Source organism: Halopenitus sp. POP-27 (genome assembly GCF_029889855.1).
GTDB lineage: Archaea > Halobacteriota > Halobacteria > Halobacteriales > Haloferacaceae > Halopenitus > Halopenitus malekzadehii.
On record NZ_JARANU010000007.1, the window covers coordinates 15,982 to 39,523 of the forward strand.

The window sequence follows — 23,542 nt, forward strand, 5'->3', positions numbered from 1 at the left end:
GATCGGCTGGATGATCAGAATCCGTATCGCTTGTGGGCGTCGTCGATGTCCGTGATCTCCAGCACGCGTACTTCCTTCTCGTCCTCCAGGACGGTGTACAGTGCCGTGTAGGTCCGGGAGATATGCATTCGATACCGGTCACGTCGTCCGTCGATGGGAAGCTTCTCCGTGTCGCCACGACCTCGTCCCGGGTACGGGTTCTCGGCGAGGTAGCTCAGGTTATCCCTGCAGATCCGTTCGGTCTTCTCGTCAGCGATATCGAGAAATTCACGGGCGTCGTCGCCGAGCAGGACGTCGTACTCAGACATCCGAAAGGGCCGTCAATTCGTCGCCGTCCGCCTCCTCCAACTTCTGGAAACGCTGTTCCAAGTCCTGCCGTCGTCGCTGCTTGGCAAGGGCCTTCAGGAGGTCGTCATACGTCTGTCCGGGCTCCTTCAACTCGTGGAGTTCCTTCCGCGTTTCCTCAGTCACCGGGATGCGCTTGTCAGCCGACATCGTTCTACACGTCCGTACAGGACTGATCGTCTTAATAGTTCCCCGTCCGCGGGTGATCCGATACGGTCGCGCCACCTGTCTCACTGAGTGTGACTCCCTCTCGAACCGGGCGCGACTGAAAAGGTAATTGTACCGGAGCGCGCTGACGACGACGTGAACCGATGGTAGACTTCGAGCCCCGTCTCTACGAGGATCTCGCGCCGGAGGAGCGCCCGTCGCTCGCGGCGGCGCTCGTCCCGATCGCCGGGATGATCCTTTTTCTCAGCGTCGGCATCGTCGCGTTCGAACTCGACCCGCAGTTCCCGCTGTTCTGGGGGATCGCCTTCACCGGCCTGTTCGCCCGCTATCACCTCGGGCTCTCGTGGGCCGACCTCTATGAGGGGGTCTCGAGCAGCCTCCTGATGGGGATGAAGGTGATTCTCATCATGTTCACCGTCTACGCGCTCATCGCGTCGTGGATCGACGCCGGGACGATTCCGAGCCTGATGTACTACGGTCTGGATCTGTTCACCCCGACGATCTTCCTCCCGGTTTCGGCCGTCCTTGCCGCCGTCGTCTCCTTCGCCGTCGGCTCCTCGTGGACGACCGCCGGCACGCTCGGCGTTGCGCTCATCGGGATCGGGTCCGGGCTCGGGATCCCGACGCCGATGACCGCAGGCGCCATCCTCACTGGGGCCTACACCGGCGACAAGCAGTCGCCGCTGTCGGACACGACCAACCTCGCCGCCGCGGTCACCAACACCGATCTCTACGACCACATCAACGCGATGCGCGCGGGAACGCTGGTCGCGTTCGGCCTGTCGGTGCTGCTGTACGTCGTCCTCGGACTGCGTGCTGGCGGGGACATTCCCGCCGGCCGCATCGCCGAGATCCAGACGGCGATCGAGAGCACGTACGTCGTCTCCCCGGTCGTGTTCCTCCCGCTCGTCGTCACCTTCGGGCTCGCGATATACGGAATCCCCGCGTTGCCGACCCTGGGGACAGGCGTCTTCGCGGGCGTGTTCACGTCGATGGCCGTGCAGGGGACCGGATTCGGCGCGGCGTGGGCGACCGCCCAGTCCGGGACGGCTCCCGAGACGGGGCTGGCGCTCGTGAACGAACTGCTCGCAAGCGGGGGGCTGATCGGCGGCGCGTGGATCGTCACGATCGCGATCGCCGCCCTCTCGCTGGGCGGGATGCTCGAACGGGCCGGCGTCCTCGCGGTTCTGGCACACCACCTGGGTCGGCTCGTTCGCGGCGTGGGAAGCCTGACCGGCGTCACCGCCCTCTCCGCGATCTCGATGAACGCGCTGGCGGCCGAGCAGTACGTGAGCATCGTCGTGCCCGGAATGACCCTCGAGAACCTCTACGCCGAGCAGGGGCTGAAGACGACGAACCTCTCGCGGGCGATCGAGGCCTCGGGAACCACCACCAGCGCGCTGATTCCCTGGAGCAGCGGGGGCCTGTTCATGGCGGGAACGCTCGGCGTCGCGACGCTCGAGTACGCCCCGTTCTACTTCTTCGGCTTCCTCTCGCCGCTCGTGCTGATCGTGATGGGGGTCACGGGCTGGCAGATCGCCTACCGGGAGTAGCCGACCGGAGCGGTCGAAGCGGTCGAGCCCAGTCGGGCGATCGAGTCCAGTCGGGGCAGTCGGGTCCAGTCGGGGAAGTCGGGTCCAGTCGGACGGCCGGGATCGTTCGACCGCGTCGTTCGAACCGGCTTTTAAGCGTCTCGGAGCCGTATCCGGAACGATGAGTGACTCCGACGGCGACGCCACAAACGACGATGCCACTGACGATGATGCCACTGACGACAACAGCACCGACGACGACGCCAGCCACGGCCTCCACGTGATCGATCGGTTCGCCGACGGGATCGGGTGGGTCGCGTATCCGGACGAGCCGATGCAGCGCGCGAGCCACGCGATCGCGATCCCGAACGAGGAGGCCCGAGATGACGGTGGGACCGGTGGCGTCCCCGACGTCTGGGTGATCGACCCGGTCGATCCGCCGGGGGAGGACGGCGCCGATCGGCTGGATGCCCTCCTCGCTGACCTCGGCGACGTGGCCGGCGTCGTGTGTTGTCTCGACCGGCACAAACGCGACGCCGCCGCGGTCGCGACGCGCCACGACGTCGCCGTCTGGATCCCGGAGTGGATGACCGGCGTCGCCGCAGAGCTGGACGCGCCGGTCGAACGCTTCGGCCCCCGACTCGCGGACACCGGCTTCGAGGCGATCCGCGTGAAGAACACCTCGATCCCGCCCTGGCAGGAGGTCGCCCTCTTCGACGGATCGACGTTGATCGTCCCCGAGGCGGTCGGCACGAACGGCCTCTTTCTCGCGGCGGGCGAAGGCCTCGGCGTCCACCCGGCCCTCCGTCCGTTCCCGCCGCGGAAGCCCCTCCGCGGGCTCGATCCGGACCGCATCCTCGTCGGCCACGGCGAGGGGATCTACGAACACGCGGGCGACCGCCTCGCCGGCGCGCTCGCCGGCGCACGGCGGCGTGCCCCCTCAGCGTACCTGAACGCGCTCCGGGCCGTCCTCGGATCGTGAGATATGGCGTGATCGCCCGGGCCATCCGGTGGGTCGGCAGTCCCGATCCGTCTCCATCCCGGAGGGGATTTGAAGTCAACGCCCGGAGCGCCGGTATGCTCGTTCGACTCGGACGTGATGGCGATGGGCGATGAGACGGCCGACGACGCCGGAGGGAGGGCCCACCCGGCGCTCACCGATCACGACCCGATCGCAACCTACGACCGGATCGCGACCCACTTCTCGAAGACGCGCGAGTACGCCTGGCCGGAGGTCGAATCCTTCCTCGCGGACCGGGACGCGACCCGGGCGATCGACATCGGCTGTGGAAACGGTCGGCATACCGAACTCCTCGCCGACCGCGCCGAGACGGCCCTCGGCGTCGACGCGAGTCGGGGGCTCCTTCGGGAGGCTTGCACGCGCGCTGAGGATCGCGGGATCGACGCGTCGTTCCTGCAGGGTGACGCCGCGGCGCTGCCGGTCACGACGGGCACCGCGGGCCTCGGGATCTACGTGGCGACGATCCACCATCTGCGGCCTCGCCGCCGGCGCATTCGGAGCCTGAACGAACTCGCGCGTGTGCTCGACCCCGCGGGTGTCGCGCTCGTGAGCACCTGGAGCGCCGCCCACGACCGCTTCGCCGACGTCGATCCGGTCGCCGACGCGGACGTGCAAGCCGTCACCGACGTGGAGGGGACCCCGATCGGGTTCGACACGACCGTCGACTGGACGCTGCCAGGCGGGGAGCGGGTGCCGCGGTTTTACCACATTTATACGCCGGCGGGATTCCGAACCGATCTGGCGGCAAGCGACCTGTCGATCGAGTCGTTCGAGGTCTCGAGCGGGAACTGCTACGTGACGGTGCGTCCCGGGGCCGGGAGCGCCTCGAAAGAGTAAGGTCCTTATTCCACCGGTGATTTCGCATAGATGCGCGCCGGTGGTCTAGCTGGTATGACTTTGGCCTTCCAAGCCAACGACCCGGGTTCAAATCCCGGCCGGCGCATCCTCCCACAACTACGAACGATGAGCGACAGCGACGAGTGAGTCCGTGTGGGAGAACGCGCCAAGGGGGTTGAACCCTATCAGTCGCGCACAGCAAAGATCTCGGCCGGCGATCGGTAACTCCGGTGTCATGCCGGCGGACCGGACCGACGCGAGTCGATCGGCTACGCGGCCGGCGGATTCCGAACTGCCGCACGCTGGTTCGGGATGAGGTCCAGCGACGGCTCGACGTCGCCGAGCACGAACAGCGCGTAGTACCGGAGGTACGTCACGATCGCGGCCTGTGCGAGCAGCCAGACCACGAACACCGCCGCGAGGTAGACGACGACGAGGACGGCCAGAATCGCGCCGCCGACCGTGGAGGCGAACGTGAGGGTCGCCTGGACCGCGAACGCGAGGACGGCGACCGGAATCAGGAACGCGAGCGCGACGACCCCGACGCCGATCGTCGCGAGCAGGCTGGCCGCGATCCCGAGCAGGCCGGCCACCAGGAGGTAGGCGAGGTACTGCTTCCAGGCGACCCGGATCGATGTCCACAGGCGCCGCCAGGCCGCCAGCACGCCCGCATCCTGGATCACCATGATCGGAACCACGAAGACGGTCGTCAGGGTGTCAACGACGGTGAACAGAACCCCGATAACGGCCAGGAGGGCGAGCCCGATCAGGAACACCGGAAACGCGATCATCGGGTCGGCAAGTCCCATCAGGGGGGCGACGAAGAGCGCGACCCAGCCGAGGAACAGCGCGACGATCGGCAGGCCGATCAGGATCCGAAACCCGAACAGACGGAGCCCCTGTCGCCATCGCGCGCCCCAGTACTCCCGCAGCGCGACGCGTCGCTGGCGGAGCGACTCGACGAGAAGGAACTCCATCGTCGCGCTCACGGCGCCGAGCACGAGCCAGAGCACGATCACCGCGGCGAGGCCTGCGACGAGCAACGGGAGGACGTCGTCCGGAATCGACATCGGGACGTCGCCGGTCGGCGGCGACGTTCCGGGGTCCGAGGGGCTGCTCGTGCCGCCCGGGATCTGTACCGTCGGCATACTCGTGCCCCCGCCAACGAAAAAGGCGATCAGGGCGAGTTTGAGCCAGCGGCCGAGTCGAAGCGGGAACAGGAACGATCGGGTCGCCTCGAGGGCGTCATCGACGTCCTGGAGGGCATGGAGGGCCATACGTGACGGTACGGTGACACGGACTTAGGCGTTCCGGCGACGCGATCGCGGCGTCGTCGGTCCGGGGCTGGGTCGGTCCGAGACTGGGTCGGTCCGGGCTGGTCCGAGGCTGGGTCGGTCCGGGTTGGGCCGGTCACCCCGAGAACTCGCCCAGTCCGGTCTGGGTCGTTCCGCGTCGCTTCTCGTCGGGGACGGTCGTCGCGACGATCTCGTCGACCTCGTCACGGTTGCTCGCATCGCTGTTGATCGCTCGGGTCGCGCCCTCGAGATCGACGTCGAGGCCCGCCTCGAGGTATCGGTCGGCGGTCACGCCGCTGTTGGAGACGACGACCGAGACGCCGGCGTCGTCCAGCTCCGTGACGAGGTCCACCAGCCGTTCCTGGTCCTCGCGGTCGAACCCGTCAGCGCTGTAGTCGGTGAAGTTCGCGGTCGGGCTCATCGGCTCGTAGGGGGGATCAACGTAGACCAGATCGCCCGCGGCCGCGACCTCCCGGACGTACTCGAAGTCGCGGTTGTGGATCGTCGCTCTCTGCAGGGCACGGCTGGCCGCACGGATGCGGTCGGCCTGTACCCAGTCGGGGTCGGCGTACCGGCCGATCGGCACGTTGAATCCGCCGTCGGCGTTCTCGCGATAGAGCCCGTTGTAGCAGGTCCGGTTGAGGTAGGCCAACAGCGCCGCCTCCTCGAGTTCGTCGACGTCGTGGCCGTACGGACGCCTGTTGAACCGGGCGCGCTGCTGGTAGTAGTAGTTCTCGACGTCCCGTCCCGTCGACGTCTCCTCGGTGAACGCCAGATCCGGATCCGGATCCGACTCCGGATCCTCGAACGACTCCAGACGATCGATCAGCGCCTCTGGCTCGTCCCGAACGTGTTCGTAGAAGTTGACGAGCCGCGGATTCGTATCGTTGATCGTCGCGTCCGCGGGCTCGAGATCGAAAAAGACCGCGCCGCCGCCGAAGAAGGGCTCGTGATACCGGTCGTAGTCGATCGGGAACCGCCGGTAGATCGCCTCGAGGAGTTGCCGCTTCCCGCCGGCCCACTTCAACACAGGCTTCGCCATTCGTGTTCCCGGGGTACTCCTCGGGCCGCAACCATAAACGCCTCGCCGGCGGCACGTGACGTCCGGTGCGACGATGTCCGGCAACGACGACGTCCGGCCACGACCGTACCGTTTTGTCGGTGCGGGCTCTCCCTCGAGACGTGGTTCCAGACGCCGAGTTCGGCTACGAGCTGCTCGTCTGCCGGTGGGCCGAGCTGGCCTGGCGCCCGGCGGGGGATCCGACGCCCGTGATCGTCGGCCGGCAGATCGGCACCCGGAAGCGCCGCTGGGACACCGTCGTCGTCGAGGTGGATCCGGACGCCCTCCGCCGGCGCCGGGCCTTCGGCGACCGGGAGATCGATCGCGAACTGCTCGAGATCGTCCGCAAGGCGCCGGCCGACTGGGAGTGGTACCGGGACGCGCTCCCGGAGCCCGAGTATCCCTGGCGCTACGTCCGCGAGGCGGTCCACCGGGCGGCCGACCGAGGACTGATCGACGAGCGCACGAGCGGGAGCGCCGGCGGCGGCCGGATCGAGATCCGGCGGAGGCGACCGTACCCCGACTGGGTCCGCCGCGTCGTCGCGATCGAGAACAAGCCGGACCTCGACGCGAGCGCCGCCGCGGCGCTCGCCGACCAGCTGGCGTACGACGTCGACGCCGGGCTCCTCGACGAGACCTGGCTCGCGACCGAGGCGACCGGGTCGCGGCTCGAGCCGGCTCTCAGACGCGAGATCCCGATCGAGGCCGGCATCGTCCTGACCGACTTCGAGACGGGCGTCGATCCCGACTCGGGGACGGTCGCGTGGCTTCCGAGCGACCTGCGGGCGGCTGGTGGTGGAAGTGGTGGTGATCCCGTCGATCACGGCTCCGCCGATCCCGACCGCGAGACCCGCCGGCTCGTCCTCGCCGAGCGCGTCTACGGTCGGGGCTGGCGCTCGTTCCACGACACGATGCGGCCCGACTGTCGCCACTTCCGGCTGGCGCACTCGGGCGAGGCGATGCGCCCCGACTGCGCCGCGAAGGGACGGTGTCCGACCGCACGCGAGTGTTCGGGGTCCTGCGCCTCATTCTCGCCGGAGCCGCCCGCCTGGCGCACGCAGGGGTGGCCGATCGAGGGGGGTCCCGGTAAGGGGCTCACCAGCCTCTTGGAACGACGGCGCGATCGGGCCCGGTACCGAACGCTTCGGCGGTGACGTGAGTCGTCCGTGATCGGGTAGTCGTTCGACGATCTACGCCAGCGCCGCCGCGACCTTCTCGATCGGGTGCGGCGGTTCGCCGTCGGTCTCGACCTCGAGGTGATCGAGCTGCGACCGGCAGGAGGCGCCGGGCGCGACGACGGTCTCGCCGGTGCTGTCGCCGACCTGGTCGGCGAGGATCGCGCCGATCGACTCGCTCATCGAGAGGTGCTCAGCCTCGTAGCCGAACGAGCCGGCCATCCCACAGCAGGTCGAATCGAGGGGGTCGACCGCGTAGCCGGCTCGCCGGAGGACGCCGACCGCGTGGTGGTCCTTCGTCGTCGACTTCTGGTGACAGTGGCCGTGATACGCCAGCGACTCGGCGGGCGCGTCGAACGCGAGATCGTCGTCGAGCCGGAACGCGTCGATGAACTCACAGACCCCGTAGGCGTTCTCGGCGACGCGGACGACGTCCTCGTCGTCGCTGCCGAGGATGTCGAGGTAGTCCGACTGGAGCATCACGGCGTCGGAGGGTTCGACGCTCACGACGTGCCATCCCTCGGCCACCTTCGGGGCGACCTCCGCGACCGTCCCACGGGCGGTCTCGCGGGCGCGGTCGATGAATCCCTTCGAGTACGCGGGCCGGCCGCTGCCGTCGACGTCCGGGATCGCGACGTGACAGTCGGCGGCCTCGAGCACGTGGATCGCGGCCTTGCCGGCCGCAGGGTGCATATACGTGGTGTAGACGTCGGGGAGCAGGAGGACACGCTCGGTGGCTTCCGCGGCCGGCACGGCGGCTCCGCCGCGGGCCTCGAACCAGTCGATCAGGCTCTCCGACCGGAACTGCGGGAGGTCGCGCTCGGCCGCGATCCCGACCGTCTTCTCCATCGCCCAGCCGGCGCCCGGCAGCTTCGGGAGCGCGTTCGCGATCGGCGCGAACGTCGACCCGATCGGCGCGAGCGACTCGATGCTCGCGAACAGCTTGTCGCGGAGGCTCGCGCCGTGTTCCTGGTGGCGAGCGTGGGTCACCTCGGCCTTCAGCTTGGCCATATCCACCTCGCTCGGGCAGTCCTTCGAACAGCCCTTACAGCCGACACACAGATCGAGCACCTCGGTCGCGAACTCGTCGTCGGTCGGGTCCTCGGGGAGATCGCCGGACATCGCCTGCCGCAGCATGTTGGCCCGGCCGCGGGTGGCCTGGATCTCCTCCTCGGCAGCCCGATAGGTCGGACACATCACGCCGCCGGTGGTCTCCTGAGGGCCGCGACAGCCGCCACAGCCGTGACAGAGCTCGACCATCCCCTGCATCCCGTTCTCGTTGGTCCACTCGAGGGCCGGATCGAAGCCGGCGTCGTACTCGTAGTCGGGGCCGAAGCGGAGGTTCTCGGTCATCGAGACGTCGCCACAGACCTGGCCGGGGTTCAACAGCCAGTCGGGGTCAAAGGCGGTCTTGAGCTCCCGGAAGGACCGCCAGAGGTCCTCGCCGTACAGCTTCCGGTTCCACTGGGTCCGGGCGCGTCCGTCGCCGTGTTCGCCCGAGATGGACCCGCCGAGGCTCACGACGAGGTCGGAGACGTCGTCGGCGAGCGACTCCATCGTCCCGATTCCCTCGACGGTCTTGGTGTTCACGAGCGGGCGGACGTGAAGCACGCCCGGGCCGGCGTGGGCGTAGAAGGCCGCGAAGGTATCGTGGTCCTCGAGGATCTCCTGGAACCCGCGAGTGTATTCGGGGAGGTGCTCCGGCGGGATCGCGCAGTCCTCGATGAACGAGATGTGCTTGGCGTCCGATGTCCGACCCAGGAGAATCGGCAGGCCGGCCTTGCGCATCTTCCAGAACCGGTCGCGCGTTTCCTGATCGTGGGCCTCCATCGCCGTCAGCGCGTGTCGCGGCGCGTCGGTAACGCCCGCAGCGCCCTCGCTCGGGTCGGCCTCCGAGTCGCCGTCCGGAACGCGGTCGGCGATCAGGTCGGCGACCTTTCGTCGGCCCTGGTCGTCGTCATCGGCGTAAAACTCCACGAGCAGCGCGGCGTTGGTCCCCTCGGGCAACATCTCGACGACCTCGCCGAAATCCTCGGTGTCGCCGGCAAGATCCAGGAAGACGTCGTCCATCACCTCGACGGCTGCCGGGTCGTGTTCGAGGATCGGGTCGACGTCCTCCATCGCGTCGACCAGGTCGCCGTAGGTCAACAACGCGACCGCCTTCGTCTCCGGGATCTCCTCCAGCGAGATGGTGGCCCGCGTCACGACCGCGAGCGTTCCCTCGCTGCCCGCCAGTAGCCGCCCGAGGTTGATGGTCCCCGCCTCGCCGTACTCACCGCGATACTCCGCGAGCAGGCGGTCCAGATTGTACCCGGAGACGTTCCGCTTCAGCTCGGGGAACCGGTCGTCGATCGCGTCGGCCTCCGAGTCGAGTATCCGGATGACGGCCGCGGCGATCCGGGCCTCGAGATCGACGTCATCGTCGGCCGCCCCCGCGGCCGATCCGGTTGCCGTCTCCGGGGGCTTCCCCTCGAGCGACGCCTCGAGGTCGAGTTCCGTCTCGAGGTCCACTCCCGCGGCGCGTTCGCGGAGGGTCTCGACGTCCACCTCGCCGAACGTCGTCACGGTGCCGTCCGCCAACACCACTTCGAGCTCCTCGACGTAGTGGTCGGTCTTGCCGTAGACGAGCGAGTGTGACCCGGTCGAGTTGTTGCCGATCGCGCCGCCGACGGCCGACTTGTCGCGCCAGGCCGGATCCGGGGCGAACTTCAGGCCGTGGGGCTCGAGCGCCCGGTTGAGGTCGCCGACGTACGCGCCGGCGTCGACGGTCGCGGTCGACGCGTCCGGTTCGACGTCCCGGATCTCGTCCATATACCGCGAGAAATCGAGGACGACCGCCTCGTTGACCGTCTGGCCCGCCAGGGAGGTACCGCCGCCGCGAGGGAGCACCGGGATCCCCTCCCGGAAGCAGTAGGCGGCCACGCGCGAGACGTCGTCGGTTGACCGCGGGAAGACGACGCCGATCGGGATGACCTCGTAGGCCGACGCATCGGTGGCGTACAGCTGGCGGGTGTAGGTGTCAAAGCGCACTTCGCCGTCGACGCGTTCGGAGAGCGCCGCCAGTAGTTCCGGCCGCTCGACGTCTCCGCCTTGGTAGTCGAAGTCGGCGTCGACGAGAGGATCCGTGTCATTCGGTGTGATCGCACTCGCGCGTTTGCTCATACCTCCCCGTGGGACGCCCCGCGTATAAATGATAGTTGACTCGCGCTCGCGGCGTACGGGGAGGCCCGCGGTGTACGGGAAGGTGGTTGATATTTCGAACTCTGCAGACGGAGCAGGCTGAGGGGATTCATCGCCCGAGTGCATCCGTCGGGCTTCCCCGGCGAAGCGACGTGGCGTTCGTGGAACGCAAACGCTCAGTGAACCGGGAAACCGCCACTATCGTGCAGAAGTATCGCTTTTGAATATATACTTGATAATTGATTGATATGGCGTTGACGAGACCGGAACCGCCGCTTATCACTTCGACTCGGAGCGCCGATCGATCACCCGGGATCGAACGTTCCGATCATATCGTCGTTGCACGAAGGTGCCCTATCAACACTGAGCAGTACCGGCGACACGCTGTTGTCGATCCGAGTTCCGGTGACGCCCCAATATACCGTCTTTTTCGGCGGATCAGACCCCGATCTGGCGAAAATCCTCTAGAATGTCTGATATGTACGACGGCAAACGTGCCGTGTGTCTCGTCGACTCCGATGACGTGTTCCAAAGACTCCGACGGCGATGGCCTCGATGTGAGGGATGAACCGCGGATCGATCGAGGAAAACCCGATCATATATTCAAAGAAGTAGAGCAACAAAAATCTACGTTTTTGTATGTTTCATCAACGCTGATCCACGAACGGCTGAAACGTGGTTGCAAACCGGCGTTGTCCCGGATGAGACGACCCCCTACATCCCACCGACCCCCGTATACCAGATCATCACGCCGATCCAGACGACGACAAATCCGGCCCAGTGCCATTTCGCGGCCTTCGCGACCTTGATATAATCGATATCCGCGATGCCGCTAATGACGTACAGATTCAGCCCGTATGGAGGAGTGATGTATCCGATGGAGGCACCCATCATAAAGATGATACCCCAGGCAACGGGCGACCAGCCGAGCGAAGCCGCTGCCCCGGACAGCATCGGTGCGGTAAGGAGCATGTTCGGGGTCCCGTCGAGGACCGATCCCGCCAACAACATAATCACGGTCATAACCAACGCGATCAACACGGGGTTACCCAGCGAGATGATCGCGTTGGAGATCGCCTCCTGGAGACCGAGATCGGAGAGGCTCTGTTGGATCAGGATCGACGTGACGACCATCGGCAGGATAATCCCGATCAGGAGGATCGAGGAGTAGCAGGCACGAACGATCGAATCGATCGACGTTATTTGACGGGAGCCGATCGCCGCAACCAGGATGTACACGACGGCGACGGAGGCCGATTCGCTTGGCGTGAAGATCCCGAGGAAGATACCGCCGAGCAGGACCACGATCGTACCGAGACCGACCTTTGCGTGCCACGTTTTGACCAGGAGCTGCTTGAGGTCGATTCCGAACTCGTCCGTGACCCCGTAATCGTTGCGATACGCGATAACGGTATTCGTCGCTAGAAGGGCGAACAACATCGCCAATCCGGGGATGACGCCCGCGAGAAACAGATCGACGATCGAGACGCCGAAGGCTGCCCCGTAGATGATCAGCAGGAGGCTCGGGGGGATGATCGCTCCCAACACGCCGCCGGAGGCGATGGTGGCTGCGGCGTAATCGTTTTCATACCCTTCCTCACAGAGCGGCGAATACAGCGCGGAGCCGACGGATGCCGTCGTTGCCGCGTTCGAGCCCGTGATCGCCGAGAAGATCGCGGCTGTACCGATCGCCGTATTACCCGTTACCCCAGGGATCCATCCGATGAACTCTCGGGTAAACGCGACGAGGTTTTCGGCGATCCCCGCCTCACGTATCAGGTCTCCGACAAGAATGAACAGCGGAATCGCGGTGAACGAGAAGCTCTGGAGAACCCCGTAATGGCTCTGAGACATATTGATCAGCGGGAAGCTATCGAACCCGACGTGGTATCCGAGAGCCCACAATCCGAACACCAAATATATCGGAATACCAAGAATAAATGCGACGACAGTCAGTACCGTAATGCCGATCAGGAATTCGGTCGAGGAGACTGCTAATAGTACTGGAGCATTCATTTTGAGATATCCGATGTCGGCGTAACGTCTTCACCGCTATCGTACTTCCGTTTGATCATAATTATTTGCTGGGTCGCCCGTAGTATGATGAGCGCCATTCCGACGGGGATCGCCAAATAAGCCACCCACAGCGGAATCGGCGTGCCGAGGATGGGTCTGCCGGTGGCAAGCCGTCTTTGAACGAGTTCTATCGAATAGTACCCGACGATACCAGCGAACGAGACCCATGTTACGAAATCGACGTACCGTAACACGTAGTTCGCCCTGTTCGACAGCCTCGATCTGGCCAGCGAAAACCGGAAGTGCGATTCGTGGCGGATCGCCCACGCCGCCGCTACCCAAACCATCCAGGTAAACAGAAGGAGCGTTCCGTTTAGCGTAAACGAAGGTGGGTTCTCGAACGTAACCCGCTGGATCACCGTGTAGAAGATCAACAGTGTATAGAGACTTATCAGAACGATCGCGATGTACCCTTCGAAGTTCTCCTCTACCTTCCCCAACGCCGTACCATATTTGTTAGTATCTGACATATTTCCTCCAAATAAAATAAAACCTCGCGTTACATTTCGGAGAGGTATTCGTCCCACCACGCGTCAACGGTGAAGTCGCTGTGGCTGGATGGGACGGAGTCCTCCCGAGCTGTATCGACGAGGTATTCGTGGAACGCTTCACCATCGACGCCGATCTGACCTGCCGAACCGATTATATCCGAGTACAGATCCAGATTGTCCTCATAGCCGATGGCGGCTTCCCACTCCTGCATCTGATCGTCGTCTAGGTAGTTGTACTCCAGATCGTGTTCGATCGTACACGAGGACTCCGGGGGATCGTCGGTATACATTCCGAGCCGTTGTTGATGGATCTCGTCCATATTCTTCTGCACGAGATCCTCGTAGACGGACTTCGACACGTCCGCGAGCAGCGACAGGTTCTCGTCCGAGAGACTTTTGAGCCACTCGACGTTGGCCCACTTCGTGTCGTTGTGGATGGTCCATTTGTTGATGATGCTTGAAGCAAGCGCCTCGGCGTTGTTCCCGCCGTACGCACAGATGGGCGAGGCAGCCGCTTCCGCCCCGTCGACGGTCCCCGATCGGAGCCCCTGCAGGGCGTCCGCCCAGGAGAGCGAGACCGGATTCATACCGAGTTCATTCAGCGCGATTCCGGAGACCTGACTCGCCGTTCTCCGGCAGTCCATCCCCTCTACGTCGCTGGGCACTTGATGGGTGTAATCCGTACTGTCCGCCCTATCGACGCCGATGTGTATCGCCCGTAATGCCGGCGCGTGGTACCAAAGCGGGATAACACCGTACTCCTGGGCGAACGGCACCCAGAACTGCTCGTACGTTTCCGCCTGCGTGAGCGTGTATGCGAGCGATATCTCGCTCGGGAACGTGTACGGAATCATCCAGATGTCGTTCATCGGGAAACTCGCGCTCGAGTTACCGATCGAGGCGCTCCCGATCTCGACGGACTGGTTACGAACGCTCTCCGGACAGTCCAGCTCGCCACAGATCTGCCCTTCGGCGACGTTGTCCACTTGGATGCGCCCGTCGCTCTGTTCTTCCACCCGCCGTTCGAACTCCCAGTGTCCGGAGGGTTGTGCACCTTCCCATTCACTGCCGGGAGGTGACATCACTCCGCCGATGGTGAACTCCAATTCGGCACTACCACCGTTGCCGTTTCCGCTGCCGTTGCCATTGCCGCCACCGTTGCCGTTTCCGCCGCCGTTGCTCCCGCCGTTGCCACCGTTTCCGCCACTATCTTCAACACACCCCGCTAGTGTGAGAAGACCGGCGGAACCAGCAGCTCCTTTGAGAACTCTGCGCCGGGATGGCCGTGTGCTATTACGTGTCACGAGACGACTATACACACACACATAATATAAACCTTTTCCCAAGATAATAGGTTTAATAGGTATTATATTGTGATGACCGCAACCGCATCCGAAGCGGCGAAAAACGAACGGTTCGGTCGATCATACCCGGTTCAAGGAGCGAGTCGACAAGCACTCGACAAATGCTGAACGCCGTCTCTCGAATGGGTCCGGTTAGCCGTTCATCCCGTCGTGGAACCCGACCAGTTTCGTCCTGCTGAAGTGCTCAACGGCGTATTTGATCCCCTCCTTGCCCGTGCCGCTATCCTTGAATCCGCCGTAGGGCATATGGTCCGTCCGGAATCCGCTGACAGTATTGACGTTCACTCCACCGGCGTCGATCGTATCCGCCGCTCGCTTCGCGCGGTCGATGTCTTGCGTGAAAATCCCGGCCTCGAGGCCGTACTCCGTATCGTTCGCTTCCGCCAGCGCCTCACCGAAGCCACTAACCGGGATGACGGGGATCAGCGGCCCGAACGTCTCCTCGCTGGCTGCGGGCATATCCGGCGTAACGCCTCCGAGAACGGTCGGTTCAAAGACCCGATCGCCGAGATCGCGACCGTACCGCCCGCCGTATTCGACGGTCGCTCCCTGCTCGACCGTCTCCTCGAACAGCTCCACGGTCCCGTTGAACTCCTCGTCGCTGACCATCGCCGAGACGTCCGTCTCGTCGTCGAAGGGGTCGCCGATGTTCAGCCGGCTTGCAGCGTCGGATAGTGCCGCAAGCGCCTCATCCTCGACCGTCTCGTCAACGATAACCCGCTCGACGCTGTTACAGACTTGCCCCGCGTTGGAGCACGCCCCTTGCACGATCTCGACGGCAGCCCGTTCGATGTCGGTATCCGACCACAGAATGGTCGGGTCGTTTCCGCCGAGTTCGAGCGTCACGTCAGTCATTCCGCTGTTGTTCGCGAGGTATTTGCCGACCGCGGTCGAACCGGTAAAGGAGATCGAGTCGACCGCCTCGTGATTGACGATTTCCTCGCCGATCACGGACCCGCTTCCGGTAACGACGTTCACGAGGCCATCCGGTGCGTCCACTTCCGTAACCGCGGCGTCGAGGCATTCGAACAGCACGAGCGCGGAAAGCGGAGTGGTGGTCGCCGGCTTTCCGACGAACGCGTTCCCCGCAGCAACTGCCGGCCCGACCTTGTGTGCCATCAGCATAAGGGGGAAATTGAACGGGGTGATTCCGGCCACGACTCCCACAGGTTCCGGCTGTGTGAAGCAGTGATCCCGTCTCATCCCCTTCTGGGGATCCATCGGAACGTACTCCCCGAACTGACGCTTTGCTTCCTCTGCTGAGAGCCGAAGCGTTTGTACTGTCCGGTCGGCTTCAGTTCTCGCCTCCGTTATCGGTTTGCCCTGTTCGCTCGTGATTATCTCCGCGACCTCCTCGATCCGCTCCTCGAGGCGATCCGCAGCGATCGAAAGGAGCTCATACCGCTCGTACGCCGAGAGCGACGTTTGCTCGGCGGCGTCCCTGGCCGATTCAATGGCATCCGTTACCTGCTCGCGACTCGCCACCGGAATCGTACCGACGGTCGTCCCATCATACGGATTGATCACGTCCGTTCGCTCGTCGCCCTCGATCCACGTGCCGTTACTGAGCATATCCTTGTCCGTCCGTTCTGATTGGTCTAGCGACATGCGTCCGTCGGAACTCGTCGCTCGTATATTAACATTTGGGACGCACGGAATCAAACGGGGCACACGCCCCGGCGCACGACCTCCCGCCGAACCGGGTGGAAGCACGACCCGGAGGAAGCATAACTTGGAGGCACGACCCACGAACCCAAAGTGGCGGTACACGCGTACTTCCAGGTAGCGTTGCTGGGAATCCCGATCGTGCTACTGGGGCCGCCTGTGCCATCCGTCAATACGGTCGGTCACGGACGCGTCATCGAGGGTACCACCCGTGGTCACTCCAGCCCATGGGGATGAATCGTGGCTCGATAGGCCTCACCGCTTTCCTGTGCTTCATATGCGTTCTCGGCGTCCTCGAACGTCGTTTTGAAGTTGAACAGATCCCCGAAGGGAACCTCGTCTTGCAACTGGTCGATGAGAGCGATCGCCGACTCGAACTGTGTCGGCGGGTAGGCGAGGCTCCCGAGGACGTCGAGCTCCTTCTGGACGATTCGCGTCGGGTTGATCTCGGCCTCGCCGTTGTAGGCGAAATGACCAACCTCAACGAAGGTGCCGCCGTCGTGGGGGAGTTCGATCCCCTGTTCGACCGCCGTGGGGACGCCAGCTGCTTCGATAACGATGTCCGGCCCGACGTTACCTGCGGTGAGCTCCTTTACCGTCGTTATGAGTTCGTCTTCCCCGTACTCGGTTAGGTTGACCAGATCGGTCGCTCCGAACTGCGCTGCCAATTGCAGTCGTTCGTCGAGAGCGTCGATCGCGATGATCTGTCCCGCGCCTGCGGCCTTCGCCGACGCGATGGCGAAGAGGCCGATCGGTCCCGCACCCTGTACCGCGACGCTTTGCCCCACGCCGAACCCCTCACGGATGTGGGGATGTCCGGGCTGCATCGACCGCTCGAAGGCGTGCATCCCGACCGAGATCGGTTCCACGAGCGCGCCCAACTCGGAGGGGACGTCCTCGGGAAGCTTGTAGTAGTATGATTTGGACGGCAACACGACGTATTTGCTCATCCCGCCGGCGTATTGGTCCGCGACGTTATCGAAGCCGAACCGATCGGCGTTCTCGCTCAACCGGGGACGCCCCGGCATGTTTCGAGAGTACCAATCGGTCCCGTCGTTGTCCATCGCCGGGACGACCGACAGGGTATCACCCTCCCGTATCTCGGTGCCCTTGGAGTCCCGCTCCACGTTTTCCCCGACCTCCTCGATCACCCCGGTAAACTCGTGTCCCGGAACGACCGGGAAATCGAGATCCATCCCGCCATTATACATATGCACGTCCGTGCCACAGATTCCGGTCACCTCGACGCGCAACAACACGTCATTCGGACCCACGTCGGGAATCGTTATCTCTTGGATCTCGAGCTCACCGGGTTCGTTCATAACGATAGCGGTCGTTTTCATCGTAGCCACATCGGCTAAGAGCAACCGGGTTAATAAGTGTTGTGGGGATCGTTATCAGGGCGATTCCCGACCCTGAGACAAGCGATCTCGGAGTGGAACGGCATAATGCGGTAAATTAGAATAAATAAAAATGAATTATGTCGATTCGTTCGAATAGGGCGAATGATAGTCACGGATGGCATCCGATACAATAACAGATGTAGGTTTGTAAGTTAATGGGGGAGGGCGCGCTATCGGCGTGAACGGCTTGACGACCAATCGCCCCCAATCAAGTGAATGTAAAATATATAAATAAATATAAACAAAGTGAACACCAATCGGCAACGATCTTCACTGGGTCACGTCGTATGGATCATATAGGATTGTAGCCGTTTCAGATAACTCTCTCGGTGATTTCTCTTACCAAATCGTTCTATTTAATCGAACGAATGCCGGATCGACGAAACAAAGTTCGATTCACTCTGGATTCCCGAGCGTGCCGTCAGTCCCGCGAGTCCGAGAACGGCACCGAATAGAACGCATCCGGTGTCGATTACTCGTAGACGGTCCTTTCAACCCGGTTTTCGTTCACGTAGTCCCAGTCGTAGTCGACGCCAAGACCCGGTCCGTCCGGGACGCCCACCGTCCCGTCCGTGTCGATGCTGTCTATCCGGTCCGTATATCCGTCCTGATACACCGGATATTCCGAGTGTGGATCCTTGGACGTCGGATGGACCAACCCGATCTCATAAAAGTTGGAGTTGCGGGTCGCCGCCATACAGTGTCGTTGGGCGGGTCCAGCCAGATGATACTCGATGTCGACGCCGAGGCCCTCCGCCGCTCTGGCGATCTTCATTGCTCCCGTGATCCCGCCATCCCACTCCGGATCCGCACGGGCGAAGTCCGTCGCGTCGTTCGCGACGAAGTCGATCGTCGGTTCCACTCCCCGAACGAGTTCCGTCTGGAGAATCGGCGTGTCCATCGACTGCCGAAGGTTCCGGTGACCGTGCTGTGATCGTCCCATATCCTTGTACGGGTCCTCGTACCAGAAATATCCGTAGTCGTCACACGCCCGCCCGACCCTGAGCGCGTCCGCGCGCGTCTCGTATTTCCCGACCGGGTCGTGCATCAACGCCATCCGGTCGCCGACCCGCTCGCCGACGGCCTCGATCAGTTCGATTTCAGCCTCGAGATCGTATGCGTCCGTTTCACACCACGTGTGCGTTTTGAATCCTTGGTACCCGTATTCACAACACGTCTCGGCGAAGTCCGCGAAGTCCTCCGTCGAACTGAGCCCGGAATCGAGCTGAGCGAAGTACGTGGACGCGTACGCCGGGAGCCTCGTTCGATGCGTGCCGAGCAGTTCGTGAATCGGAAGCCCGGCGTACTTCCCGGCGAAATCCCAGAGCGCGATGTCGATGATTCCGAGTCCCATCTGGTCGTACTTTCGGAGCATCTCACGCATCGCGTTCCAGTGTTTCTCGCGTTGCAGCGGGTCCGCTCCCAGTAGGTACTCCGCGCAGAGCCCGACCTGGGTGGCTGCCGGTTTCCCCCCGCCAATATACTCACCCGTGAATTCGGTGTCGGTGTGGATTCTGATGGCGTGAATTTGACGTTCGTGTGTCTCACCGGGAGCGTAGACGAGCTTTTGTGACGTGTGATCGATCCGAACGTCCGCTATTGGATACGTGAATGCAGTAAGTTCGATCCGCGTTATCTGTGGAGACATAACTGATTATGACTATGAAACCGGATTGAAGTTACGCTTACTTAATCTCTTTCCACGGGAGGAGGGTCGCGTTAAGTTAGAGGATGAGGCGGACGATGTCTGAGTGTCTATGCCAGAGATCGACCGCCTCAGAGAACGTATCGCGTGGATCGACCTGTCGTTTGTGAAACGAGATCGAACTCCGCGATGGGCAATTGAAGTAGGGATCCAATATCACTCACCCTATATATCACTACGCGAAGTGAGTAATATCTCGAATAGTTTGGAGTCGATCGGAGCAACGTCGCTATTCACAACTGGGTTGATAAAGCCGATCTACAGCCAATCTCGACGGTCTCCGCGGATCAACTTGCGGTTGACGAAAAGATGATCCGCCTCCACGGTCAGCAATTCTGGCTGTATGGTGCAGTTGATCCCTATACCAACAAGATCCACCATATTAGCCTCTATTCAACCGGCTCTGTTGAATCGCTGTAAGGCGTAGAGATTCACTGTTTGACGAAGCGCTTGATATTGTAGACCATACACATCAAGGCGATCTCACGGAACTCGCGGAACCACGACCGCGCTCGCACGGCGAAGCCGAGCGAGCGCTTCACAGCCGAGTTCACGGTTTCGGTCATAGAGCGCTGATTGTAGCGGTTATCGTCGATTCTGGCGTTGTGTGCGTGGTCGTACGGTGCGAAAATGCGGTGCTTGATCAGCGGTCTGATCCCGAGATCGCGTAATCCTTCGCGGAGCGATTGCTTGTCATAGCCCTTATCGGCGGCGAGAGACCGCAGATCGCCCGCGTTCCGGCGGGCGATCTGCTCAGCGAGGTCAGCGTCACTTCCTTCCCGGTTGGTTGAACAGTGAACGTCAAGAACAGCTTGAGACGCTGTATAGACGAGTTTCGTGACTTTCAGATTCTGAACGCGGTAGCTGATTCGCTGACAGTAGTGGCGGCTCGCTGCTGAGCGGTCGTAGAGTGTGGCATCGATCGCGGCGTGTTCGGAGAGCTCGTGCAGCTGCGCCGACTGGCGCAGCAGCACTCGATAGACACTCATACTGATCCGGTCGAACGCCTTACACAACGTGGACGGCACGGGGAGATCGGCCTTGAAGCGGCCGATATCCCCGATTATTTGTGGCATCTCTTTGAGTAGGTCGATTGTCATCCGATAGGATGTGTCGAGGTAAATTCGCAGACAGTGGAGGGAAACGAGTGCGTAGTCGGCGAATCCGCCGCCACCGTCTGGGGCGGCGGATTCGCCTCCATCGCCAGTAACTCTTTGAGCAACCGGCACAACTTCCCCGATGAAGCGGGAGATCTGCGTCATAGACAACCGCAGCTTCCCGCTTCAACTCCTTTGATTTAGCGACCTACCCTGCCGCTGTATGGCGATTCAACACAGTCATTCAACCACAACGAAATAGATAACGCGGTGGTTCCTCACCGAGCCTCACCACCGCTATCAGCTCGATGATGTCGAATTTCTTGTTGACAATGCCGATTATCTCGGCCCAGTTTTAGCTGAAGACGGCTATCGATTTCGAGTGATTCGCCATAGAAATCGAAACGCTATCGAACGTATCTTTTGAGAAATAGAATATCGGACATCATCGTTTGCAAATAGTTTTAGCAATGTCGCGTTAGAGACAGCTCAAAACTGGCTCGAATCCTTCGCCGTCTACCACAGTGCTCGCCAAACGTAACGCGACCGGGAGGAGACAGAAAACCATACCGTGGTTCTCCATCCGGAGTTAGCCGCTCGCAATGGGGGAGGGGGGGTTCTATATATTCGAACGTAGGGGATGCCACCGTTGTTTTACTTACTGAAATGTCACTTCTACACACACTCATATTACGGACTATTTTGGCATCAATCGGAGTCACCGATCGTTCATAACTATAGTAGTTGTTAGAAATAATTGCCCACTTCTGGGATAGAGATTTGATCAAGAGCGGTGTCGATCGCTGTTGTCAGTTCGTCGAGTGAGTCGAAGAAGCGGTTGCTGAGCGCTGCTTGAAGCTGTCTCCAGCATTCCTCGACTGGGTTCAGCTCTGGCGAATATGACGGAAGCGTCACGAAGGCGAGGTCGTCACGGGCCACCAGGTCCGTGACGGCCGACGCCTGGAAATACGGTGCTCCACCAAGAACGACGATCAGATCATCTTCAAATTCTTTACATAGTGCTAAAATGAAATTTTTTGCGTGGTCGGCGGTGATGTACTCTGTACATCGGGAGAAGAACCGATCACCATCCTCGGTGATCGCGCCGAGCAAGCACGTCCAGTCCCGCTGCCCGGACAATTCGACGGAGGGCCGCGTGCCGCGCGGAAACCACGCGGCACGCGGCTCGACCTGGACTGATTTCTTCGTCTGATCGATACACACTACTGTGGCGTCCATTTCCCGCCGCTTTTTTTGATCTCGTCGTAAAACTCTTCTTGGTCGTCTTCGTCGGATTCAGCGGCTGATCGGCGTGGTTTTTGATAACTCAATCCCGCCTCTTTCAGCAACCGTCGACAGCTCGGGATTGAGTATCCGACGCCGTAGGTGTCTTCAAGATATTCTTGCGCGAGCGCCGGCGTCCACGCCGGCGCGTCAATGCCGATCTCGTGGGGTGAGTCGTGGACTGTTTGCTCAAACTCTTGTTGCTGTGTTTTTGAGAGTTTTCGATTTCGACCAGATCGGTGAGCATCAGTAACAGCTTGTTCAAGTGAGTCGTCAGTATCGAGTCGTTGGAACCAGCTGTAGATCGTCCGTCGACCGGTGTCGTGCCACTCGGCAAGTTCAGTTTGCGTGACGCCGTTTTTGTACGCGATCGCGGCTAACAACCGTTGTGTTGGCTTGTTCCCGTCGACGTTGTCAAGTGCATCTTGGAGTTCTTTGACGGAGATCTCGTCGAGATGATCCATTAGATACCATATTAGTTTCTGAGCGGAAAGTTCTAATGGTTACTATAGTTCAGAAAACTGATCGACAGCTAGCTGGTGACGAACACTCCGACCGTGGTTCCGTTGATCAACGGACGTCCCAATCAATAACGAACATACTGGACGTGCGTTGCCGTCGATCAAGGCTTCAATCCTTCATTCACGGCGTTTTTCCGACGTATATGACCCCGATTTACAGGGAATCCTCGCCGAAGTAGCCGAAAATCGCGACGTCGAAAGCGCCGTGAGAAGTGCTTGATTTCTGCTGGATGAACGGGAGCATCGCTTTCGTCAACGCCGTGTTCCTCGTTGATGACGCCGACGATTTCGACGGATCACTCCGGGAAAAAGCCTGATTTCCGCGTCGATAGCAACGGCGATCGAACCCTATATTAAAACATCCTTTGAGATATATAACACTGCAGTTCTTTGTTTTCAAACTGTTTTAGTCACGTCGACCCACAGACCGCGGAAGCGTCGCTTCACCCCTACGCCGTCCGGTGGAATTACACTTAAGTTAATACCACTCATTCATCAGTACACAAATGAGTGAAGACACCGACCAACGTGGTTCGGACTCTACCCTTCTCGAGATCATCTCACTACTGGATAAACACGGCACCGTCGGCGTCACCGAGGTCGCCGATCACATTGATATCGCAAAGAGCACCGCCCATTACCACCTGAACACGCTGTTACGGAACGATTTCGTCATAAAAGAGGATATGAAGTACAAGCTAGGTACGGAACTTCTGGGAATCGGTATTCAAGCCCGACGGCGCATTCCACTTTTCAGAGCTGCGAAGGAGGAGATCAGTAAGCTGGGCAGCAAAACGAACGAGTTAGTGATACTGTCCATTGAGGAACGGGGACTCGGGGTTTATTTGCATAAATCGAGCAACGGGAGTGCACTCGACATTGACGCACCGATCGGCCGCACCGCCACGCTCCATAATCGCGCCCTCGGGAAAGCGATGTTGGCGTACTTTCCCAAAGAACGGGTCGACGAAATAATCGAGCGGCACGGGCTTCCGGAAACGACGGACCAGACGATCACTACCAGGGAACAATTATATGTGGAGCTGCAGCGGGTGCGGAAGGAGGGAATCGCGTTCAACCGCGAAGAGCATATTGAAGGGATCAACGGCGTCGCCGTGCCCATCCTCGATGCCGATGAAAACGTGCTCGGGGCAGTGAGCATAGCCGGCCCGGCCAATCGATTTCAGGGATCGACGCTCACCGAAGATTACCCGTATCTCCTTTCAAAGACACGAAACACGATCGAACTGGAGGTAGAACACAGCGACGACGGATCCTAAGTGATGAGCCACGACTGACGTGACCGGCCGTCGATGTGGCAGC

At 61.7% G+C, this 23,542-nt stretch carries 18 protein-coding genes and 1 tRNA gene; 6 read left to right on the forward strand and 13 right to left on the reverse strand.

What is annotated here, in order from left to right:
- Window positions 1-14 precede the first annotated feature (14 nt).
- Both OQF70_RS05890 and OQF70_RS05895 read right to left on the reverse strand, forming a co-directional pair.
- Window positions 15-308, reverse strand: coding sequence for a type II toxin-antitoxin system RelE/ParE family toxin (locus tag OQF70_RS05890; protein ID WP_280536430.1), 294 nt, complete (start codon window positions 306-308; stop codon window positions 15-17).
- Window positions 301-495 (reverse strand): antitoxin VapB family protein, encoded by a 195-nt coding sequence (locus tag OQF70_RS05895; protein WP_280536431.1) that lies wholly within the window; start codon window positions 493-495, stop codon window positions 301-303. The genes OQF70_RS05890 and OQF70_RS05895 overlap by 8 nt, the downstream gene beginning before the upstream one ends.
- Window positions 496-656: 161 nt before the next feature.
- Between OQF70_RS05895 and nhaC the strand changes: the two genes are divergently transcribed.
- From nhaC to OQF70_RS05915, 4 genes are all read left to right on the forward strand, one after another.
- Window positions 657-2,066, forward strand: coding sequence for a Na+/H+ antiporter NhaC (nhaC, locus tag OQF70_RS05900; protein ID WP_280536432.1), 1,410 nt, complete (start codon window positions 657-659; stop codon window positions 2,064-2,066).
- 160 nt (window positions 2,067-2,226) lie between these two features.
- Window positions 2,227-3,027, forward strand: a complete 801-nt coding sequence (locus OQF70_RS05905) for a hypothetical protein (RefSeq protein ID WP_280536434.1) — start codon at window positions 2,227-2,229, stop codon at window positions 3,025-3,027.
- A gap of 123 nt (window positions 3,028-3,150) precedes the next feature.
- Window positions 3,151-3,903, forward strand: coding sequence for a class I SAM-dependent methyltransferase (locus OQF70_RS05910; RefSeq protein WP_280536435.1), 753 nt, complete (start codon window positions 3,151-3,153; stop codon window positions 3,901-3,903).
- A 34-nt stretch (window positions 3,904-3,937) separates the two neighbouring features.
- Window positions 3,938-4,009: transfer RNA gene (locus OQF70_RS05915), tRNA-Gly, on the forward strand.
- Window positions 4,010-4,172: 163 nt separating this feature from the next.
- Here the strand turns inward: OQF70_RS05915 and OQF70_RS05920 are convergent.
- A complete protein-coding gene (locus tag OQF70_RS05920; protein WP_280536436.1) occupies window positions 4,173-5,180 on the reverse strand; it encodes a hypothetical protein in 1,008 nt (335 codons plus the stop codon).
- A 133-nt stretch (window positions 5,181-5,313) separates the two neighbouring features.
- Entirely contained in the window at window positions 5,314-6,240 is a 927-nt protein-coding gene (locus tag OQF70_RS05925; protein WP_280536437.1) for a Dam family site-specific DNA-(adenine-N6)-methyltransferase, read from the reverse strand.
- Window positions 6,241-6,380: 140 nt separating this feature from the next.
- Here OQF70_RS05925 and OQF70_RS05930 point away from each other — a divergent pair, with 140 nt between their 5' ends.
- Window positions 6,381-7,412, forward strand: a complete 1,032-nt coding sequence (locus OQF70_RS05930; RefSeq protein ID WP_280536438.1) for a DUF5787 family protein — start codon at window positions 6,381-6,383, stop codon at window positions 7,410-7,412.
- Between the two features lie 36 nt (window positions 7,413-7,448).
- Here OQF70_RS05930 and OQF70_RS05935 read toward each other — a convergent pair whose 3' ends face one another.
- The 9 genes from OQF70_RS05935 to OQF70_RS05975 form a co-directional block, all read right to left on the reverse strand.
- Window positions 7,449-10,595, reverse strand: coding sequence for an FAD-binding and (Fe-S)-binding domain-containing protein (locus OQF70_RS05935; protein ID WP_280536440.1), 3,147 nt, complete (start codon window positions 10,593-10,595; stop codon window positions 7,449-7,451).
- A 732-nt stretch (window positions 10,596-11,327) separates the two neighbouring features.
- Window positions 11,328-12,629 carry a TRAP transporter large permease gene (locus OQF70_RS05940; RefSeq protein WP_280536441.1) on the reverse strand — a complete coding sequence of 434 codons (1,302 nt, stop codon included), beginning with the start codon at window positions 12,627-12,629 and terminating at the stop codon, window positions 11,328-11,330.
- The gene (locus OQF70_RS05945) at window positions 12,626-13,159 is read right to left on the reverse strand and encodes a TRAP transporter small permease (RefSeq protein WP_280536442.1); all 534 of its coding nucleotides are present in this window, start codon (window positions 13,157-13,159) and stop codon (window positions 12,626-12,628) included. Before OQF70_RS05945 ends, OQF70_RS05940 begins: the two co-directional genes overlap by 4 nt.
- Before the next feature lie 29 nt (window positions 13,160-13,188).
- Window positions 13,189-14,262, reverse strand: a complete 1,074-nt coding sequence (locus OQF70_RS05950; RefSeq protein WP_280536443.1) for a hypothetical protein — start codon at window positions 14,260-14,262, stop codon at window positions 13,189-13,191.
- A 414-nt stretch (window positions 14,263-14,676) separates the two neighbouring features.
- Entirely contained in the window at window positions 14,677-16,152 is a 1,476-nt protein-coding gene (locus OQF70_RS05955) for an aldehyde dehydrogenase family protein (RefSeq protein WP_280536444.1), read from the reverse strand.
- A gap of 272 nt (window positions 16,153-16,424) precedes the next feature.
- Entirely contained in the window at window positions 16,425-17,552 is a 1,128-nt protein-coding gene (locus OQF70_RS05960) for a zinc-binding dehydrogenase (protein ID WP_280536446.1), read from the reverse strand.
- 532 nt (window positions 17,553-18,084) lie between these two features.
- Window positions 18,085-19,197, reverse strand: coding sequence for an enolase C-terminal domain-like protein (locus OQF70_RS05965; RefSeq protein WP_280536533.1), 1,113 nt, complete (start codon window positions 19,195-19,197; stop codon window positions 18,085-18,087).
- A gap of 551 nt (window positions 19,198-19,748) precedes the next feature.
- Window positions 19,749-20,579 carry an IS5 family transposase gene (locus OQF70_RS05970; protein WP_280536447.1) on the reverse strand — a complete coding sequence of 277 codons (831 nt, stop codon included), beginning with the start codon at window positions 20,577-20,579 and terminating at the stop codon, window positions 19,749-19,751.
- Between the two features lie 582 nt (window positions 20,580-21,161).
- Window positions 21,162-22,162, reverse strand: a protein-coding gene (locus OQF70_RS05975) for an IS630 family transposase (protein ID WP_280536448.1) whose coding sequence is annotated in 2 segments (ribosomal slippage) — window positions 21,162-21,670 and window positions 21,670-22,162 — 1,002 coding nt in all. Because the reading frame shifts where the segments join, the coding sequence is not laid out codon by codon here.
- A 563-nt stretch (window positions 22,163-22,725) separates the two neighbouring features.
- On the opposite strand from OQF70_RS05975, the gene OQF70_RS05980 reads away from it, so the two are divergent.
- Complete coding sequence (locus tag OQF70_RS05980; RefSeq protein WP_280536449.1) at window positions 22,726-23,499, forward strand: IclR family transcriptional regulator; 774 nt, start codon at window positions 22,726-22,728, stop codon at window positions 23,497-23,499.
- Window positions 23,500-23,542: the final 43 nt, after the last annotated feature.

What these genes read in the sequence shown, in the direction of transcription:
- OQF70_RS05895 (WP_280536431.1), bottom strand. Translation starts at nt 495, where the DNA reads ATGTCGGCTGACAAGCGCATCCCGGTGACTGAGGAAACGCGGAAGGAA.
- OQF70_RS05920 (WP_280536436.1), bottom strand. Translation starts at nt 5,180, where the DNA reads ATGGCCCTCCATGCCCTCCAGGACGTCGATGACGCCCTCGAGGCGACC.
- OQF70_RS05935 (WP_280536440.1), bottom strand. Translation starts at nt 10,595, where the DNA reads ATGAGCAAACGCGCGAGTGCGATCACACCGAATGACACGGATCCTCTC.
- OQF70_RS05980 (WP_280536449.1), top strand. Translation starts at nt 22,726, where the DNA reads ATGAGTGAAGACACCGACCAACGTGGTTCGGACTCTACCCTTCTCGAG.
- OQF70_RS05955 (WP_280536444.1), bottom strand. Translation starts at nt 16,152, where the DNA reads ATGTCGCTAGACCAATCAGAACGGACGGACAAGGATATGCTCAGTAAC.
- OQF70_RS05905 (WP_280536434.1), top strand. Translation starts at nt 2,227, where the DNA reads ATGAGTGACTCCGACGGCGACGCCACAAACGACGATGCCACTGACGAT.
- OQF70_RS05890 (WP_280536430.1), bottom strand. Translation starts at nt 308, where the DNA reads ATGTCTGAGTACGACGTCCTGCTCGGCGACGACGCCCGTGAATTTCTC.
- OQF70_RS05950 (WP_280536443.1), bottom strand. Translation starts at nt 14,262, where the DNA reads ATGTCACCTCCCGGCAGTGAATGGGAAGGTGCACAACCCTCCGGACAC.
- OQF70_RS05960 (WP_280536446.1), bottom strand. Translation starts at nt 17,552, where the DNA reads ATGAAAACGACCGCTATCGTTATGAACGAACCCGGTGAGCTCGAGATC.
- OQF70_RS05970 (WP_280536447.1), bottom strand. Translation starts at nt 20,579, where the DNA reads ATGACGCAGATCTCCCGCTTCATCGGGGAAGTTGTGCCGGTTGCTCAA.
- OQF70_RS05925 (WP_280536437.1), bottom strand. Translation starts at nt 6,240, where the DNA reads ATGGCGAAGCCTGTGTTGAAGTGGGCCGGCGGGAAGCGGCAACTCCTC.
- OQF70_RS05945 (WP_280536442.1), bottom strand. Translation starts at nt 13,159, where the DNA reads ATGTCAGATACTAACAAATATGGTACGGCGTTGGGGAAGGTAGAGGAG.
- OQF70_RS05910 (WP_280536435.1), top strand. Translation starts at nt 3,151, where the DNA reads ATGGGCGATGAGACGGCCGACGACGCCGGAGGGAGGGCCCACCCGGCG.
- OQF70_RS05940 (WP_280536441.1), bottom strand. Translation starts at nt 12,629, where the DNA reads ATGAATGCTCCAGTACTATTAGCAGTCTCCTCGACCGAATTCCTGATC.
- nhaC (WP_280536432.1), top strand. Translation starts at nt 657, where the DNA reads ATGGTAGACTTCGAGCCCCGTCTCTACGAGGATCTCGCGCCGGAGGAG.